This window comes from Streptomyces sp. TLI_185 (assembly GCF_003814765.1).
Lineage (GTDB): Bacteria > Actinomycetota > Actinomycetes > Streptomycetales > Streptomycetaceae > Streptomyces.
In genome coordinates this window covers 5,475,956-5,492,202 of sequence record NZ_RKRB01000001.1, presented here as the reverse complement: position 1 = coordinate 5,492,202, position 16,247 = coordinate 5,475,956, and the positions used below count along the sequence as shown (strand labels likewise).

The following is a 16,247-nucleotide window of genomic DNA, read 5'->3' as shown; positions in this document are numbered from 1 at the left end:
CGGGGGTTCTTTGTTGTCCAGGCCGATGGGCGGGGACCGCAATTTCTGCGGTGAGCCGGAGTTGGTCGGTCGGCCGGTGGGCCGGGGCGTCCGTGCAAGCACCCCCTCACCCTCGCCATGGCCGGCGTCTCCCACTGGGCCGGAGGAACGGCAAGCACTGGCTTGGCCGAACTGCTCGTCGACGATGAGGAGTTGATGACGAGTTGCGGCACGTCCGGCAACGGGCGGTGACCAGGCGAACACGATGGTCTCCCGCCATGAGTCCATCGGCCGGCTCACCGTCTCGTCGGCCGTCCCCTCGGAGGGGGACGGCCGTCCGATCTCGGCGACAAGGCTCCGCCGCGATGCCGTGGTGCGGAGCTTCGCGGCAGCGGTGGAGCGACTGCGCGCCAAGGGCTGAGTCCGGGGTCAGCAGCCGCGCACGTCCTTCGTCAGCACCCCTTGCTCCGTCGCGAGCGTGTGGTCGTAGCACGCGCCGGGAGCCCGGAGCCGGTAGCGCTCGCTGGTCGTGGCCACCGCGTGCCGGTCCTCGCGGGCGACGCCGAGGGTGAAGGTGGCGTCTCCCTGGTAGGTGTCGTCGATGCGGGTGGCGCCGAGGTGCGCCCGGTCGGCGACGGACATGATCACGCGCAGGCGGTTGGCGCTGTCGATGGTGGCGCGGCCGTCGAGCGTGTAGGTGCGGCCGGTGCGGGAGACGTGCCCGTTGGTGGTCACGGTCTGGTCGTCGGTCCACGTGCCGGTCTGGTCGTCGGTGTTCTCGTCCGGCGTCCACTGGTGGTCGATCGCGCTCGTGACTGTCCGCTCCACCGTCGTCGTGACCCGGCCGTGGGAGGTGTCCAGGTAGCCGGTGACATTCAACCGGTCCTTGCCGGCGGTCACCAGGTGGCGCAGCGAACCGTCGGTGTAGGTGTTGCTCACCGCCGGATCCGCCTTCCTGTACGACGTCACGGCGCCCGTCACCACCGACTTGTGTGCGTCCTGCCACACCAGGATGTTCGTCGGCGCGCTCCACCCCGTCTGGCCGCTCGGCACCCCGACCACCGACACGTCGACCTTGTGCGCTCTGCCGTCGTTGAGCAGGCCGGCGAACGGAGTCAGGTCGAACTCCAGCGGCCGTACGTCGAAGGCGTGTGGGGCGGGGATCACCGACCACAGATAGGGCGACCAGCCCCCGGTCCACACGTTCGGATACGGCGAGGCGATTCCGGCGACCTTCCCGTCGATGCTCACCTGCACCTCGCGGTACGGGCCGTCGTCCCCGCCCTGGCAGGAGTACGACGCGGACGGCGTGACCACCGAGTACCAGAACTCCTCACAGCCGCCGCCCGAACCGGTGGCGTACACCTCGGCGAGAATCCGCGTGGAGTTGCGTGGAGTGGTCAGCGAGGCGCCGGTCGTCACGCTGTCGCCGTCGCTGAGGGGGATGACCCGGTCGGGGGCGGAGGGTGTGCGGCCGGGCCCGGGGGCGTAGAAGGTGAGGGTCACCTTGACGTCGAGCACGCCGGTGTAGGTGTCGTTGACAACGTTGCCTATGAGCATGTCGACCGACTGTGCGCTGCTCAGCGTCTTCTCGTACTCGGTCACGTCCTTCTCGACGGACCAGTTGATCCCGTCCTGCGAGGGCTCAGGCGTCGATGTACGGAAGACCTGTACGCCTCCGATGTCCAGATAACCGAGCCGGTCGTATTGCCGTCCCTTCACGCTCCCGTCCATCCGCAGGACGACCTTGGACCAGCGGCCGGGGGTGCCGCAGCCGGTGGGCGGCGTGTAGGTGCCGGTGTAGGGGGTGAAGTCCTTGAACTGCGCCTGGGCGATCGTGACCGAACACGACTTGGTGTGCGGCGTCGAGATGGCCGGGGCGGCGGTCACCGGGTCGTGGTAGTCGGTCCCGAACTCCGCCGGTACCGTGTCCGCGGCGGCTGTTCCCAGGGACAGGCCGAGTGCGGCAAGCGCGCCGGTCAGCACGGTGGCCGTCCGTCTCGGACGGATCAGGGATCTCATGGGTTTCCTGTGTCGCATACGGCGCAGTGAACAGGCATGTGTCAGCCCCGGCCAAGAGGAGATGGAAAGGTGTTGACCAATTCCTGTCCGTTCACCGACCGAGCAGCCACACACCCGTAACTCAGTCACCGGGGAAGCCCGGCTCCCGAGGGTCACACGACTACGAGAACCCGAAAACCGCTGATGCCGAGCCGCGCGTCAACGCGGATGCCGGCGCGTGCCCGCTGTCCGAGGAGGAGCGTGTGGCTGTCGCGGTCATGGAAGGCCCGCCGTACCTCCAGCACGGATCTTCGACCTGATCATCTCGTCCTGTTCCCGAACCTGCGCCAAACAGCCGATGGCCGTCCGGACGCACCGCACCACACCGAAGCGGCACTCACGACACCGCTCTACGGCCCCGACGATGCCGCCGAGCGACGCGACACCGAGGCCGTGCCCAATCCGTGCCCAATCCGTGCCCGTAAGAGCGGGCGACTACGGTCAACAGTGGTGTGACCGGACCCGCGCCATCGGCCGAGAGGACGGCATACCCGCAGGTCAGCCACCATGCCGCCCCTCAAGCGCCGTCGCTTCCCAAGCTGAGAGCGCGAGTTCGATTCTCGTCACCCGCTCCGTGATCAAGGCCCAGGTCAGCGACCTGGGTCCTCTGTTGTCCGAGCCAGTCGTCAGCGTCTGCTGTGGTGGCGAAGGTCTCCGGGGCAGGGCGCATGCCGCAGCTCGGGCAAGGCCACCTCAGTGGCCGGGCCGGCTGTCGACGCTCTCAAGCAGGCCCTTGCGGCCGACTGGGGAGAGCCGCCCCTCGTCCCCGCCCCCCTGAACCACGATCCCCTCGACGATCTCGGCCAACCCGGGGGTAACGGGCCGGCCGCCCGAGACCGCTCGAAGATTCGTCTATTCGTCTATTCGTCATGGCCAGACGTGGGCCTGTGCCCGGAACGTGTCGGGGTCGCTCTCCACAGGTAGTACGCACAGCAGATGACCGCCAGGCACTCGTAGCACGCAGCACTCCTGCCACTGTGAAATCTGCTCGGCGCCCAGGGCGATCAGGCGCGCGGTTTCCGATTCGACGTTGTCGGTCTCGATGTCGAGGTGGATACGGGGTGCGTCGTCAACCGCCTGGACTGCGGTGATCAGCCCTGGCAGGGCCTGGTGGAGCGTGGTGAACTGCGGTGCCGGTGGAAACGGTTGGGCAGTCACACCGAGCGCTGCCGACCAGAAGTCCGCTGCCCGGGCGGCGTCGGCTTCGGGTGTGTCGATCAGGACGGCGTATACGCGGCTTCTGTGCATCGCCGTCACCGGGGCGTCGGGGCCGCCGGGGTCGTCGGATTGCCGTAGTAGGCGTCGGGGCCGTGCTTGCGGGTGTAGTGGCGCTCCAGGAGGTGACGGGGTGGCGGAGTCGTCGGTGAGAGGGACATGGTGTGGAGGGCGATGTCGGCGACGGCCTCGCAGATGATCGCGTGTTCCAGGGACTTGCGGGCGGTGGCCCCCCAGGTGAAGGGGCCGTGGCCCGCGACGAGGGCGGCGGGGACCTCGACGGCCCGCTGGTCGTCGCCGTCGAGGAGGTCCACGATGACGTGACCGGTGTTGTACTCGTAGTCCTTCGCGCACTCCTCCTCGGTGAGGTCGCGGGTGACCGGCACGGGGCCGTTGAAGGTGTCGGCGTGGGTGGTGCCGAGGACGGGGATGTCGCGGCGGGCCTGGGCGAAGGCGACGGCGTGGGTGGAGTGGGTGTGGGTCACGCCGCCGACGGACGGGAACGCCAGGTACAGGCAGCGGTGGGTCTCGGTGTCGGTGGAGGGGCGCAGGTCGCCCTTGACCACCGCGCCGTCGGACAGGCGGACCGTCACCAGGTCGTCGATGGTCAGGGCCTCGTAGGGAACCCCGGAAGGCTTGATGACGAACACGCCCGCCTCGCGGTCGACCCCGCTGACGTTTCCCCAGGTCAGGGTCGCCAGGCCGACCTGAGGGATGGCAAGGTTCGCCCCCAGTACCTCTTGGCGCAGGCCCTCCCGGACAACTGCGGTCATCGTGGTCTCCTTCGTCACAGGGCCTGGGCGAGGCGGTGGTAGGCGGCGTTCCAGCGGATTTCCTTGCCGAACTGCTCGGTGGTGGTGTTCTCGTCGATCGTGAGCAGTTCGACGCCGGTCATGGCGGCGTAGTCGGTCAGGGTCTCGACGTCGACCGCCGAGCTGAGCACGGTGTGGTGCGGGGCGCCGGCGAGCAGCCAGCTCTCCGCCGATTCCGCCAGGGACGGACGTGGCTTCCATACGGCGCGGGCGACCGGCAGGCGGCGCAGGGGTTCGCTCGGGGCGACGACGTCGACGGCGTTGGCCGTGAGGCGGAAGCGGTCGCCGAGGTCGGAGAGGCCGACGACCACGGCGGGCCCCTCGGAGGCGTTGAAGACCAGGCGGACCGGGTCCTCGCGGCCGCCGATGGACAGGGGGTGGATCTCGCAGCGGGGGCGGTCGGCGGCCACCGAGGGGCAGACCTCCAGCATGTGGGCGCCCAGGACGCGCGGGGTGCCGGGGCCGAGGTGGTAGGTGTAGTCCTCCATGAAGGTGGTGCCGCCGGGCACTCCCGCGCCCATGACTTTCATCGTGCGCAGCAGCGCGGAGGTCTTCCAGTCGCCCTCGCCGCCGAAGCCGTAGCCGTCGGCCATCAGGCGCTGGACGGCGATGCCGGGGAGCTGGCGCAGGCCGCCGAGGTCCTCGAAGTTGGTGGTGAAGGCGGTGAAGCCGCCCTCGGTGAGGAAGGCGCGCAGGCCGAGTTCGAGACGGGCGGCGTACAGCAGCGAGTCGTGGCGGATGCCGCCGGGGCGCAGGGCCGGGACGACGTCGTACGACTCGACGTACTCGTCGGCGAGTTCGGCGGCCGCCTTGTCCTCGACGTCGTCGACCACGGCGACCAGGTCGTTGACGGCATAGGTGTTGACGGAGAAGCCGAACCGCAGCTGGGCCTCCACCTTGTCGCCCTCGGTGACCGCGACGTCGCGCATGTTGTCGCCGAAGCGGGCGAGCCGCAGCGTGCGCGAGGTATGGCGGCCGGCGGCGGCCCGGGCCCAGGCGGCGATGCGCCGGATCACCCTCGGGTCGGTCGCGTGACCGGCGACGATCTTGCGGTCGACGCCGACGCGGGACTCGATGTGCCCGAACTCCCGGTCGCCGTGAGCGGCCTGGTTGAGGTTCATGAAGTCCATGTCGATGCTCGGCCAGGGCAGCGACAGGTTGTACTGGGTGTGCAGGTGCAGCAACGGCCGGTCCAGGGCGCTGAGTCCGGCGATCCACATCTTCGCCGGGGAGAAGGTGTGCATCCACACGATCACGCCGACGCAGGTGTCGGAGGCGCTCGCCTCCTGGCACATCCGGCGGATCGACTCGGCGTCGGTGAGGACCGGCTTCCACACGATCCTGACCGGGACCTTCCCGGGGCGGCCGAGGGTCTCGGAGATGCTGCGGGACTGGTCGGCGACCTGGCGCAGCACGTCGTCGCCGTACAGGCCCTGGCTTCCGGTGAGGAACCAGATCTCCTGGCTGTCGTAGGGCCTTTCGGAAGTGGTCATGAGGGTTCCCTTCACAGTGGGTCAGGCGGAGGCTTCGGCGCGGATGCGGCGCAGGCGGTGCATGACGTCGTTGGTGCCGCGGCCGAAGTAGTCGTGCAGCAGGCGGTACTCGGAGTAGAGGCGCTCGTAGGCCGCCGCGCGCTGCGGGTCCGGCAGGTAGACCCGGCGGTGCACCTTGCCCATGGCGTGGGCGGCGGCGCGGATGTCGGGGTAGGCGCCGGCGGCGACGGCGGCGTGCATCGCGGCGCCGAGGGCCGGGCCCTGGGTGGAGCCGATGATGCTCAGGGGGCGGCGGGTGACGTCGGCGTAGATCTGCATGAGGAGGGCGTTCTTCGTCAGGCCACCCGCGATGATCAGTTCCGTCACCGGTACGGCGGCGGACTCGAAGGCGTCGATGATGGTGCGGGTGCCGAAGGCGGTGGCCTCCAGCAGGGCGCGGTAGATGTCCTCGGGGCGGGTGGAGAGCGTCTGGCCGATGAGCAGGCCGCTGAGGTCGTGGTCGACCAGGACCGAGCGGTTGCCGCTGTGCCAGTCGAGGGCGAGGAGGCCGTGTTCGCCGACCTTCTGTCCGGCCGCGAGGGCGGTCAGGTACTCGTGCGGGGTCTGGCCGGCCGCGGCGGCGCGCTCCGCGTACTCGGCGGGCAGGCCCGTGCGTACGAACCAGCCGAAGATGTCGCCGACGCCGCTCTGCCCGGCCTCGTAGCCACAGAGCCCGGGGAGGATGCCGCCGTCCACGACCCCGCACATGCCGGGCACGGCACCCTGCTGGTCGGAGCTCATCACATGGCAGGTGGAGGTGCCCATGATGGCGACCATCTGGCCGGGTTCCACGGCGACCGCCGCCGGGGCGGTGACATGGGCGTCGACGTTGCCGACGCAGACGGTGATGCCCACCGGCAGCCCGGTCCAGGCGGCCGCCTCGGCGGTCAACACCCCGGCAGGATCGCCGAGTTGACCGATGGGATGGTCCAGCTTGTCGGTCACGAAGTCGGCGAAGTCCGTGTTCAGGGCGGCGAGATAGTCCCGGGAGGGGTAAGTGCCGTCCTGGTACTGGCCCTTGTAACCGGCTGTGCAGGCGTTGCGGACGTACGTGCCGCACAGCCGCCACACGATCCAGTCGGCCGCCTCCAGCCACCGCTCGGTGCGCCGGTAGATCTCGGGGTCCTCCTCCAGGACCTGGAGCGCCTTGGCGAACTCCCACTCCGAGGAGACCTTCCCGCCGTACCGCTCAAGCCACGGCTCCTTCATCTCGGCGGCCAGCGCGTTGATCCGGTCGGCCTGGCCCTGGGCTGCGTGGTGGCGCCACAGCTTGACGTAGGCGTGCGGGCGGTTCTCCAGGCCGGGGAGTTCGCACAGCGGCGTGCCGTCGGCGAGGACCGGCAGGACCGTGCAGGCGGTGAAGTCGGTGCCGATGCCGATGACTTGCTCCGGCCGTACTCCGGCGCGGGCGAGGGCCTCTGGTACGGCGTTGCGGAGCACGTCGACGTAGTCCGATGGCACCTGCAGGGCCCAGTCGGGGGGCAGCCGGGTGCCGTCGGGCAGGCTCCGGTCGAGGACGGCGTGGGCGTAGACGTGCTCCGCCGACGCCAGTTCCGCGCCGTCGCCGACCCGCACCACCACGGCACGGCCGGACAGGGTGCCGAAGTCGACGCCCACGACACAGGGTTCTTCAGACACGGGGGCCACCCACCTCTCGTTCGGTATGACAGTCATGGTTCGGGATACTGGACAGAAGGGTGGGGGCCCGGCCGTGACCGAGCCCCCTGGCGGGTCAGTTGACCCGTACGACCTGCCACAGTTCGTCATCGGCGCCGTTGTCCGCCGACTGGACGATCAGTGCGCCGTTGGCCGTGGAGGCCGAGGCGACGTCCGCGACCAGGCCGCTCGCGGAGTTGACGAGCTTGAAGTAGCCGCCTCCCGCGTCCGTGAGCGTCCACTTCTGGGAGCTCGCGCCCGACGACGAGTTCTGGACGACGGCCGCCCCCGACGAAGTCGAGCCGTTGTTGTCGAGGAACAGACCGCTGGTGACGTTCTTCACGGTCCACGCCCCGCCGCTGGCCGACTGGAACGTCCACAGCTGGCAGTTGTTGGCGGTGTTCACCCACTGGCCTGCCTGCTTGCCCACCGTGGTGGAGGCGCCGGGGATCTCCAGGAACTTGCCGCTGTTCTTGTTGACCAGCCGGTACTGGCCGGTGGACAGGGTGGGCAGGGCCGTCTGGGTGAGGTTCCAGCGCTGGCAGGCGCAGCCGGTGTCGGACCACTGCCCGGCGGCGGTGCCGACGGTGGTGGAGGCGCTGGGGATCTCCAGGTACTTGCCACTGTTGCGGTTGGTTGCGGTGAAGCCGCCCGCCGGGTTCGGGGCGACGGCCCACTCGTGGTCGAGGGTGCCGTTGTCGTCCCACTGCAGGACCTTGGCGCCGTTGGCGGTGGAGGCGTTCTGCACGCCCAGGAGCTTGCCGCTGGCCACGTTGAAGATCTTGAAGTAGCCCGACGGCTGCTGGACGAACTTCCACTGCTGGTCGGTGGCGTTGTCGGCGTTCTGCTGGGTGGCGAAGGTGCCGTTGGTGGTGGTGCCGCCCACGATGGTCAGCATCAGGTGGCTGTTGGCGTTGGACATGGTGTAGGTGGCGCCGTCGGAGATGCCGCCGCCCAGGTCGATCGTGCCGTAGGTGACCGGGTTCTCAACGGTGTTGCTGACCACGCCCGCGCTGAAGATTTCCAGGCTGTGGCCGTCGGCGAGGGGTACCATGCCGCGGCTGTAGCCGCGGGGGACGGTGGAGGCGATGCGCATCCAGGCGCCCGCCGCGCCGTTCTGCGTGTTCAGGAAGAGGTCGGTGGTGCTCTGGGCGCTGACCGCCAGGGTGCCGTTGGGACCGCCGGTGGGAAGCCAGATGATGTACGGCGCACTGGTGGGCACGTACCCGTCGGTGGACCTCAGGACGGTGCCGGTGACGGAGCCGAACGCCTCGGGGTCGGAGGAGATCTTGTAGTAGACCGCGAAGTTGGCTTCGGATGCGCCCCCGTACTCGTACGTCATCACGTAGTTGCCGTTGGGCAATTGCGTGACGACCGGCATGCCGGGGCGGTTGGTGTAGGTCGGCATGGCCACGTCGTCCACGGTGGAGGACCAGGTGATGCCGTCGGTGGTGGTCTGGTGGACGATCTTCTGGGCGTGGTTGGGGTCACGCTGGTCGGAGTAGTACACGATCAGCTTGGAGCCGGACACCATCAGGAACGGCTCCCATACCGGGGTCTGGCCGTTGGTGACGTCGGCCCTGCCGCCCTGGGCGATGGAGCTGACGTACGACCAGCTGACGCCGTGGTCGGTGCTCGCGTACAGGTCCAGCTCGGTCGAGGAGAGATCGTTCGGGATGGAGTTGCCGGCGGCGAGGATCGTGCCGGCCGGGAAGGTGCCGATCTGCGTGGGCAGTTCGTACAGGAACGGCTGGTAGCGGTTGCCGAAGCCGTTGTGGGTGTCGCTGATGCTGGAGATCTGGCTCCAGCTGTTGCCGTTGTCCGTGCTGCGATAGATCGGGAAGACGGGGGTGCCCGAGCTGTACTGCTCGAACGTGGCGAGCAGGGTGCCGTTGGACGATCCACTGTTCTGCAGGCGGATGGCGCGCGGGTAGAGCGAGCCGGGCGACGGGGCGTTCGACGGCGGGGTGTACATCGTCTGCGAGGCGCGCGAGATCGCGTGCGCCGGGCCGGCGGCGGGCAGGACGAGGGCGACGGCGGCTGCGAGCAGGGCCAGCAGCAGGGTGATCGCCTGGGTGCGGGGCAGGGCGCGGAGTCTGGCGCCTTCCCTGGTGGTGGACATGGGCGGCTCCCAAGGAATGTCCGGGAAGAGGGGATGGTGCTGGCCCCGCCGCTCTCCGGGAGAACGAGGAGCGGCGGGTGTCCGAGGGGGTGGGTCAGGCAGCGCGGCGCAGCCGGATGACGTTCCAGGAGACCGGCGGCAGGCTCGCGGTCAGGCGGCCGTCGGCGACGGGACCGGTGTCGGCGGCGTACGGGCGTACCCGGTCGGGGTCGTCCTGGGTGTTGGCGGCGCGGATGTCGGGGTCGCTCAGCACCGAGTGCTCGACCGGTATGTAACCGGGGAACGCCCGCAGGTCGAGGGCGAGTTCGACGTTCTCGCTCTGGTGCCGGTTGACGGCGAAGACGGTGAGCTCGTCGGCGCCGTCCGCCTCCGCGAGGTGCGTGGCCACGGCATCGACGACGGAGACCTCGCCGAAACGTTCCGTCTCATACGTCGGCGCCAGCGGCTCCACCCGCAGGACCGTGCCGCGCGCATGGCGGGCCGCCTGGGCGAAGGGGTGGAAGGTGGTCTGCCGCCAGCTCGGGCCGCCCGCCTCGCTGCGGATCGGGGCGATCACATTGACGAGCTGGGCGAGGCAGGCGGCGGTGACCCGGTCGCTGTGCCGCAGCAGGCTGATCAGCAGTCCGCCGACGACGACCGCGTCCGCGACGTTGTACTCGTCCTCGATCACGCGTGGGGCGACGGCCCACTCGGTGGGCTTCTCCTGCGCCTCGAAACGGGTGTTGTACCAGACGTTCCACTCGTCGAAGGAGAGGTTGATCCGCTTCTTGCGGCGCAGCTTGGCCCGGATGTGGTCGGCGGTGGCGACCACCGAGTCGACGAAGTGGTCCATGTCGACTCCGGAGGCCAGGAAGCTGCCGAGGTCGCCGTCGAGCTCTTCGTAGTAGGCGTGGCAGGAGATGTAGTCGACCTGGTCGTACGCCTCCTCCAGGACGGTGGCCTCCCAGGCGCCGAAGGTCGGCATGGAGGAGCTGGAGCTGCCGCAGGCGACCAGTTCCAGCTTCGGGTCGATCATGCGCATGGCCCGGGCGGCCTCGGCGGCGATGCGGCCGTACTCCTGGGCGGTCTTGTGGCCGGTCTGCCAGGGGCCGTCCATCTCGTTGCCCAGGCACCACATGCGGATGCCGAAGGGGTCGGGGGCGCCGTTCTTGATGCGCTGGTCGGACCAGGCGGTGCCGCCCGGGTGGTTGCAGTACTCCAACAGGTCCAGGGCCTCGGCGACGCCCCGGGTGCCGAGGTTGAGGGCCATGATCGGCTCGACGCCGGCCTTCTGGGCCCAGCGGTGGAACTCGTGCAGGCCAAACGCGTTGGTCTCGGTGCTGTGCCAGGCGAGGTCGAGGCGGGTGGGGCGGTCGGCGACCGGGCCGACGCTGTCCTCCCAGCGGAAGCCGGAGACGAAGTTGCCGCCGGGATAGCGCACGGCGGTCACGCCCAGCTCGCGCACCAGGTCCAGGACGTCGCGGCGCAGGCCGTCCTCGTCGGCGAGCGGATGGCCGGGCTCGTAGATGCCGGTGTAGACGCAGCGGCCCATGTGCTCGACGAACGAGCCGAAGGTACGGGGACTCACGTCGGCGACGCGGAAGGCGGGGTCGACGGTCAGGGAGGCGTGCAGCATGAAGGTCGCTCCGGGAGGTGCGCAAGAAGAAGAGGAAGAACGGGCGGGCCCGTCAGGTCACTTGAGGCTTCCGACGGTCAACCCGCCGCGCCAGTACCGCTGGAGGAGCAGGAAGGTGACGATCAGCGGCAGGATCGCCACCAGGGAACCCGCGATGACCAGGGTGAACAGCGCGTTTGCGCCGGACTGGATCATCGCCCCCTCGTACCAGGACTGCAGGCCGACGGTGAGCGGGAACAGCCTGTCGTTGTTGAGCATGACCAGCGGCAGGAAGAAGTTGTTCCAGGTGCCGACCATGGAGAACAGCAGCACGGTGACGAGCGCCGGCTTCAGGGTCGGCAGCGCCACCGACCACAGCACGCGCAGCTCACCGGCCCCGTCCATGCGGGCCGCCTCCAGCAGCTCGTCCGGCAGGGACTCCTGGACGTAGACCCGTACGAGGTAGACGCCGAAGGGGTTGAGCAGCTGGGGCAGGATGACCGCCCACATGGTGTTGGTCAGGGCCACCTTGCTCAGCAGCAGATAGGTGGGGATGGCCAGCGCGGTGGCGGGCACCATGATGGCGCCGAGGAGGCTGGAGAAGAGCAGGTTCCGGCCGGGGAAGCGGTACTTGGCGAAGGCGTAGCCCGCGAGAGTCGCCACGGCGGTGGCCCCGACGCCGCTGACACCGGCGTAGATCGCGGTGTTGCCCATCCAGCGCAGGTACTCGCCGTCGTTGTACGTGAACAGCTGCTGGAGGTTGGTGAAGAAGGAGCCCGGCGAGTGGAACCAGAGGGCGGCGGTGGAGAACAGCGCATCGTTGCCCTTGGTGGCGGCGACGACCAGCCACCAGAACGGCAGCAGGAAGTACAGGATCATCGCCACCATCACCACGTTGACGGTGACGCGTCCGCGCGCGGCGGACGGGCGACGGCCGGTGGCCGGGGCGGCGGTGACGGCGGTTGCGGCGACGGTGGTCACTTCAGTCCGCTCCTCTTGCGCGTGGCGAACAGGAAGATGTAGGAGCCGATGAAGACCACCGCTCCGAGGGAGAAGGAGATGGCGGCGGAGTAGTTGAACTCCGAGTACTGGAACGCCAGGTTGTAGGCGTACAGGTTCGGCGTGTAGTCCGGCGTGATCACCGAGGAGGCGGTCTTCTCCAGGACCCGCGGCTCGGTGAAGAACTGCAGGGTGCCGATGAGGGTGAACATCAGGGTGAGCACCAGCGCCGATGAGATCATCGGGACCTTGATGCGCAGGGCCGTCTGGAGCTGGCCGGCGCCGTCGAGCTTCGCCGCCTCGTAGACCTCGCGGGGCAGCCCTTGCAGGGCGGCGTACAGGACGATCATGTTGTAGCCGGTCCACTGCCAGGTCACGATGTTGCCGAGCGAGGTCAGCATCAGACCGTGCGACAGCAGGTCGACCTTGCCGAGGCCGAGCGAGTGGCTGATCGAGTTCACCGGGCCGAAGGTCGGGCTGTACAGGAAGCCCCACATCAGCGCGCCGATCACCGCGGGTACGGCGTACGGCATGAACAGGGTCATCCGGAACACCTTGGCGAGCCTGCTGGTCACCTCGTCGATGATCAGCGCCCCGAGCAGGGCGAAGCCGAGCATCACCGGGATCTGGACCACACCGAAGACGACGACTCTGCGCACGCCGGACAGGAACTGCGGGTCGGTGAAGGTCTGCTGGTAGTTGGCGAACCAGCTGAAGTGGTCGCCGCCGACCAGGGTGGAGGTGCGCAGGCTCAGCCAGAAGGCGTAGCACAGCGGGGCCACCAGGAAGGCCAGGAAGAGCAGGAGGAACGGGCTGACCAGCAGCAGGCTCATGCCCTTGTGCCGGGTGGGGGCGGAGGGCCCGCCGGGGCGCCGGCCCGCCACGGGAGTGCGAAGTCCCCTCGCGGGGACGGCACTTGGCGGTGCCGTCGCGGTGGATCCCTGCTGTCGGAGCAGGCTCATCACTTCTCCTTGCGCGTGGTGCGGGCCCCCGCCGGCGGCGGAGCTGTCGGGCGCGGGCGCGCCGGCGGGGGCGGTGGGGAGTCGGGACTCGGGCCGGTTACCTGCTGACCTTGAATCCCTGCTTGCTCGCGTAGGAGGTCACCTGCTGCTGGACGTTGTCGTTGACGGACGACCAGGCGTTCTGGCCCTGGAGGGCCTTGCCCACCTCACTGGTGTCGGTGTTGTAGGCGTAGTCCTGGAACGGGCTCCAGTCGAAGGAGCTGATGCCGTTCGCGGCGGGCACGAACACCGAGTTGATCTGCTGGCCGCCGAAGAAGTCGTACTTCTTGGACTTGAAGTACGCCCCGTTGAGGATCGGGTTGGACAGCGGGAAGAGGTAGGCCTGGTCGATGCCGATCTTCCAGGCCGCCTGGGAGGTGCCGAACAGCTCCCGGGCGACCTCGGTGGCCTCCTTGGGGTGCTTGGTCTGCGAGGTCACCGAGAAGCTCGAACCGCCCCAGTCGCCCTGGGCGTTGTCGCCGGCCGTCCACTGCGGCAGCGGGGCGACGCGCCACTTGCCGGAGGTCTTCGCGGCGACGCTGGAGAGGTAGCCCGGGCCCCATCCGGCCGCGATGTAGGTGGCGTACTTGCCGCTGCTCAGGCCGTTGTAGAAGTCCGTGGTGGCGTACGACTGGGTGTCGACCAGCTTGTTCTTGACCAGGTCGCCCCAGTAGCCGTACACCTTCTTGGCGTTGTCGTCGTTCAGCTTCACCCCGATGTTCGGCAGCTTGCTCGCCGAGTACGTGTAGGGGCGGGAACCGGCCTGCCACATCAGGCCCTGGCGCCAGCCGGCGGCCGTCTCGTCGCTGCCGAAGTCGGTCATGTAGGCGCTGGGGTCGGCCTTGTGCAGCTTGGCCGCCTCCTCCTTGTACTCCGCCCAGGTGGTCGGCACCTTGAGGTGGTACTTCTTGAAGAGGTCGGCCCGGTACATCATCGCCATCGGGCCGCCGTCGACCGGGATGGCGTAGACGTGGTCGCCGTCGGAGGACTGGTTCCAGGCCCAGGACACGTACTTGTCCTTGTCCGCGGTCGCCCCGTACTTGCCCATGTCGAGCAGGCCCTTGGTGAGCTGGATGGTCGGCAGCTCCTGGAACTCCAGCATGACGACGTCCGGGGCGCCCTGGCCGGCCTTCAGCGCGGTCTTCAGCTTGGTGTACTCGTCCTGGCCGACGCCGGCCTGCACCCAGTCGACCTGGACGTCCTTGTGGGTCTTGTTGAACTGGGCCACGACCTGCTTGAACTGCGGGTACCAGGCCCACACCTTGATGTGCACGGGGCCGCTCTGCGCGCCGCCGGCGCTGCCGCCCCCGCCGCCGCAGGCCGCGAGGAGCACGCCGGCGAGGGCGGCGGAGGTCGCCGCGACCGTGGTCCGGCGGAGGGAACGGAGCCGGGGCTTTCTGCTGGACGACATGAGCGATCTCCTGGGTGTGGTGCCCGAGGGCAGGACGGAGTACGGGGGGTGCAGGGAGGTGCGCCGGGCATACCGAGGACCGGCGTCAAGAAGGTGAAGACGGTGAACGGGGCGAGGGCGTGCGGGTACGCCGGCCCGGGTGAAGGGCGGGCGCTTCGGGCGCGAAGCGCTCAGGGGGTTGCCCGTCTACGGATGCCGGCGGGCGGACGTCGGTCGACGCGGGAGGGTGGGCGTGCGTGACGTCGGTGAGGGGGGAGAGACGGCTCGGTGATCAGCGCGGCGGGCGCGCCGGGCAACGGCTCAGACCGCGGTGAGTAAAGGGGTGATGCCTGTCGGGACGGGTGCGGCTCCCGGCCCGTGAGAGGTTGCTGGTCCCACTGCGGCTCCTACTGTTCATCCCCGTGATCGCTCTCGGGAATCCGGTCCGTGGCGCGGCGAGGTCACGGTCCCTGGGAACTTGATCCGCCGGATCAAGCCCTTCTGCTACGCTCTGCAGCGCTGCAAAAGTGTTAACCGAGAAGTTGCCGCGCTGCAAGAGGCACAGGGGACCTCTTGGAGGAAAATTTCAGCGCTGAAACCGACATCCGGGATGAAGGTGGCATATGGCAAAGGGCGTCACACTCCGCGACGTCGCGGAGCTCGCCGGCGTCTCCAGCCGGACCGTGTCCAACGTGGTCAACGGCTACGCGCCCGTCGCCGAGGCCACCCGCCTTCGGGTTCAGCAGGCCGTGGACAAGCTCGGCTACCGGCCCAACGTCCTGGCCCGCAACCTCGCCGCAGGCCGCTCGGGCCAGATCGCGGTGGTGGTGCCGTACCTGGACACCCCGTACTTCGCCGAACTGCTGCAGGGCATCATCCGTGCGGCCCGCGTCCAGGGCTACAACGTCCTGATCGACCAGACGGACGGCGACGCCGAGCACGAGAAGCTGTTCCTCAGCCGCGGCTCCCAGCACCTGCTCTTCGACGGCGTCATCTTCAGCCCCCTCGGCCTTGCCCAGTCCGACCTGACCGAACGCGACCCGAGCCTGCCGCTCGTCGTGCTCGGGGAGCGGGTGAGCGACGGCGGTTTCGACCACGTCGGCATCGACGACGTAGCCGCCTCCCTGGAGGCGACCGAGCATCTGCTCGGCCTCGGCCGGCGCCACGTCGCCGCGATCGGCGACCAGCCCTACCGCACCGGTGAAGCGGCCCAACTGCGCACCCGGGGCTACCGGTTGGCCCACGAGCGGGCCGGTCTGCCCGTCCGCGAGGAACTCGTCGTCTCCACCCCACGCTTCAACCGCGCCGACGGCGCGGCGGCCATGGCCCACCTGCTCGACCTGGAGGAACCGCCCGACGCGGTCTTCTGCTACAGCGACCTGGTCGCCCTGGGTGCTCTGCACACCCTGGCCTCCCGCGGACTGCGCGTCCCCGAGGACGTCGCCGTCGTCGGTTACGACGACATCGAGGACGGCCGCTACTCCAATCCGTCCGTCACCACGGTCTCCCCGGACAAGAAGGTGATCGCGGAGACGGCGGTGGAACGGCTGCTGAAGCGGATCGGCAGCTCAACTCCCGTGCCGGGCATGGAGATACGGGCGCCGCACCGGCTGATTCCACGAGCCAGCACCATCGGGCGACAGGCGGCGGCTACTGACCGATCGTGAGCATGCGAGCGGGTGTGGAGGCCGGTACTCACGGACTGTGAGCATCCGGGCGGCCGAGCTGCAGGGGCTGACTCTTCTGCACCGGGACCGGGACTCCGAGTGCATCGCCGCGGTCACCGGACAAGCGCTCCAGTGGTACGGCCCAGCCGCCGGGAAATGAGCCGGGCCGCGTTTGCTGTTCCGAGGAGCTGTGCCGGAGGGCGTGTGCTCGCGCGAAGG

12 protein-coding genes and 1 pseudogene are annotated in these 16,247 nt (G+C 69.2%); 3 read left to right on the top strand and 10 right to left on the bottom strand.

The window, feature by feature from the left end:
• Window positions 1-244 precede the first annotated feature (244 nt).
• On the top strand, window positions 245-400 hold the full coding sequence (locus EDD92_RS49965) for a hypothetical protein (protein WP_185124120.1): 156 nt from the start codon (window positions 245-247) through the stop codon (window positions 398-400).
• 8 nt (window positions 401-408) lie between these two features.
• On the opposite strand, the gene EDD92_RS25310 is transcribed toward EDD92_RS49965, so the two are convergent.
• The 10 genes from EDD92_RS25310 to EDD92_RS25265 all read right to left on the bottom strand — a co-directional run bounded on the left by EDD92_RS25310 (window position 409) and on the right by EDD92_RS25265 (window position 14,382).
• The gene (locus EDD92_RS25310) at window positions 409-2,019 is read right to left on the bottom strand and encodes a peptide-N4-asparagine amidase (protein ID WP_399183974.1); all 1,611 of its coding nucleotides are present in this window, start codon (window positions 2,017-2,019) and stop codon (window positions 409-411) included.
• An 888-nt stretch (window positions 2,020-2,907) separates the two neighbouring features.
• Window positions 2,908-3,288 carry a VOC family protein gene (locus tag EDD92_RS25305; RefSeq protein WP_123970535.1) on the bottom strand — a complete coding sequence of 127 codons (381 nt, stop codon included), beginning with the start codon at window positions 3,286-3,288 and terminating at the stop codon, window positions 2,908-2,910.
• A 5-nt stretch (window positions 3,289-3,293) separates the two neighbouring features.
• On the bottom strand, window positions 3,294-4,028 hold the full coding sequence (araD, locus tag EDD92_RS25300; protein WP_123966401.1) for an L-ribulose-5-phosphate 4-epimerase AraD: 735 nt from the start codon (window positions 4,026-4,028) through the stop codon (window positions 3,294-3,296).
• Between the two features lie 14 nt (window positions 4,029-4,042).
• Entirely contained in the window at window positions 4,043-5,560 is a 1,518-nt protein-coding gene (gene araA / locus EDD92_RS25295; protein ID WP_123966400.1) for an L-arabinose isomerase, read from the bottom strand.
• A 21-nt stretch (window positions 5,561-5,581) separates the two neighbouring features.
• A complete protein-coding gene (araB, locus tag EDD92_RS25290) occupies window positions 5,582-7,273 on the bottom strand; it encodes a ribulokinase (RefSeq protein WP_123966399.1) in 1,692 nt (563 codons plus the stop codon).
• Between the two features lie 58 nt (window positions 7,274-7,331).
• Entirely contained in the window at window positions 7,332-9,377 is a 2,046-nt protein-coding gene (locus EDD92_RS25285; RefSeq protein WP_123966398.1) for an RICIN domain-containing protein, read from the bottom strand.
• A gap of 94 nt (window positions 9,378-9,471) precedes the next feature.
• On the bottom strand, window positions 9,472-10,992 hold the full coding sequence (locus tag EDD92_RS25280) for an alpha-N-arabinofuranosidase (RefSeq protein WP_123966397.1): 1,521 nt from the start codon (window positions 10,990-10,992) through the stop codon (window positions 9,472-9,474).
• Window positions 10,993-11,049: 57 nt separating this feature from the next.
• A complete protein-coding gene (locus EDD92_RS25275; RefSeq protein WP_260326741.1) occupies window positions 11,050-11,952 on the bottom strand; it encodes a carbohydrate ABC transporter permease in 903 nt (300 codons plus the stop codon).
• Window positions 11,949-12,932: a carbohydrate ABC transporter permease gene (locus EDD92_RS25270; protein ID WP_123966396.1), complete on the bottom strand. Its 984-nt coding sequence runs from the start codon at window positions 12,930-12,932 to the stop codon at window positions 11,949-11,951. Before EDD92_RS25270 ends, EDD92_RS25275 begins: the two co-directional genes overlap by 4 nt.
• 97 nt (window positions 12,933-13,029) lie before the next feature.
• Entirely contained in the window at window positions 13,030-14,382 is a 1,353-nt protein-coding gene (locus tag EDD92_RS25265) for an ABC transporter substrate-binding protein (protein WP_123966395.1), read from the bottom strand.
• 602 nt (window positions 14,383-14,984) lie between these two features.
• Between EDD92_RS25265 and EDD92_RS25260 the strand changes: the two genes are divergently transcribed.
• On the top strand, window positions 14,985-16,028 hold the full coding sequence (locus EDD92_RS25260) for a LacI family DNA-binding transcriptional regulator (RefSeq protein ID WP_123966394.1): 1,044 nt from the start codon (window positions 14,985-14,987) through the stop codon (window positions 16,026-16,028).
• A gap of 52 nt (window positions 16,029-16,080) precedes the next feature.
• Window positions 16,081-16,188: pseudogene (locus tag EDD92_RS51330) on the top strand (VapC toxin family PIN domain ribonuclease); the annotation flags it as partial.
• Window positions 16,189-16,247: the final 59 nt, after the last annotated feature.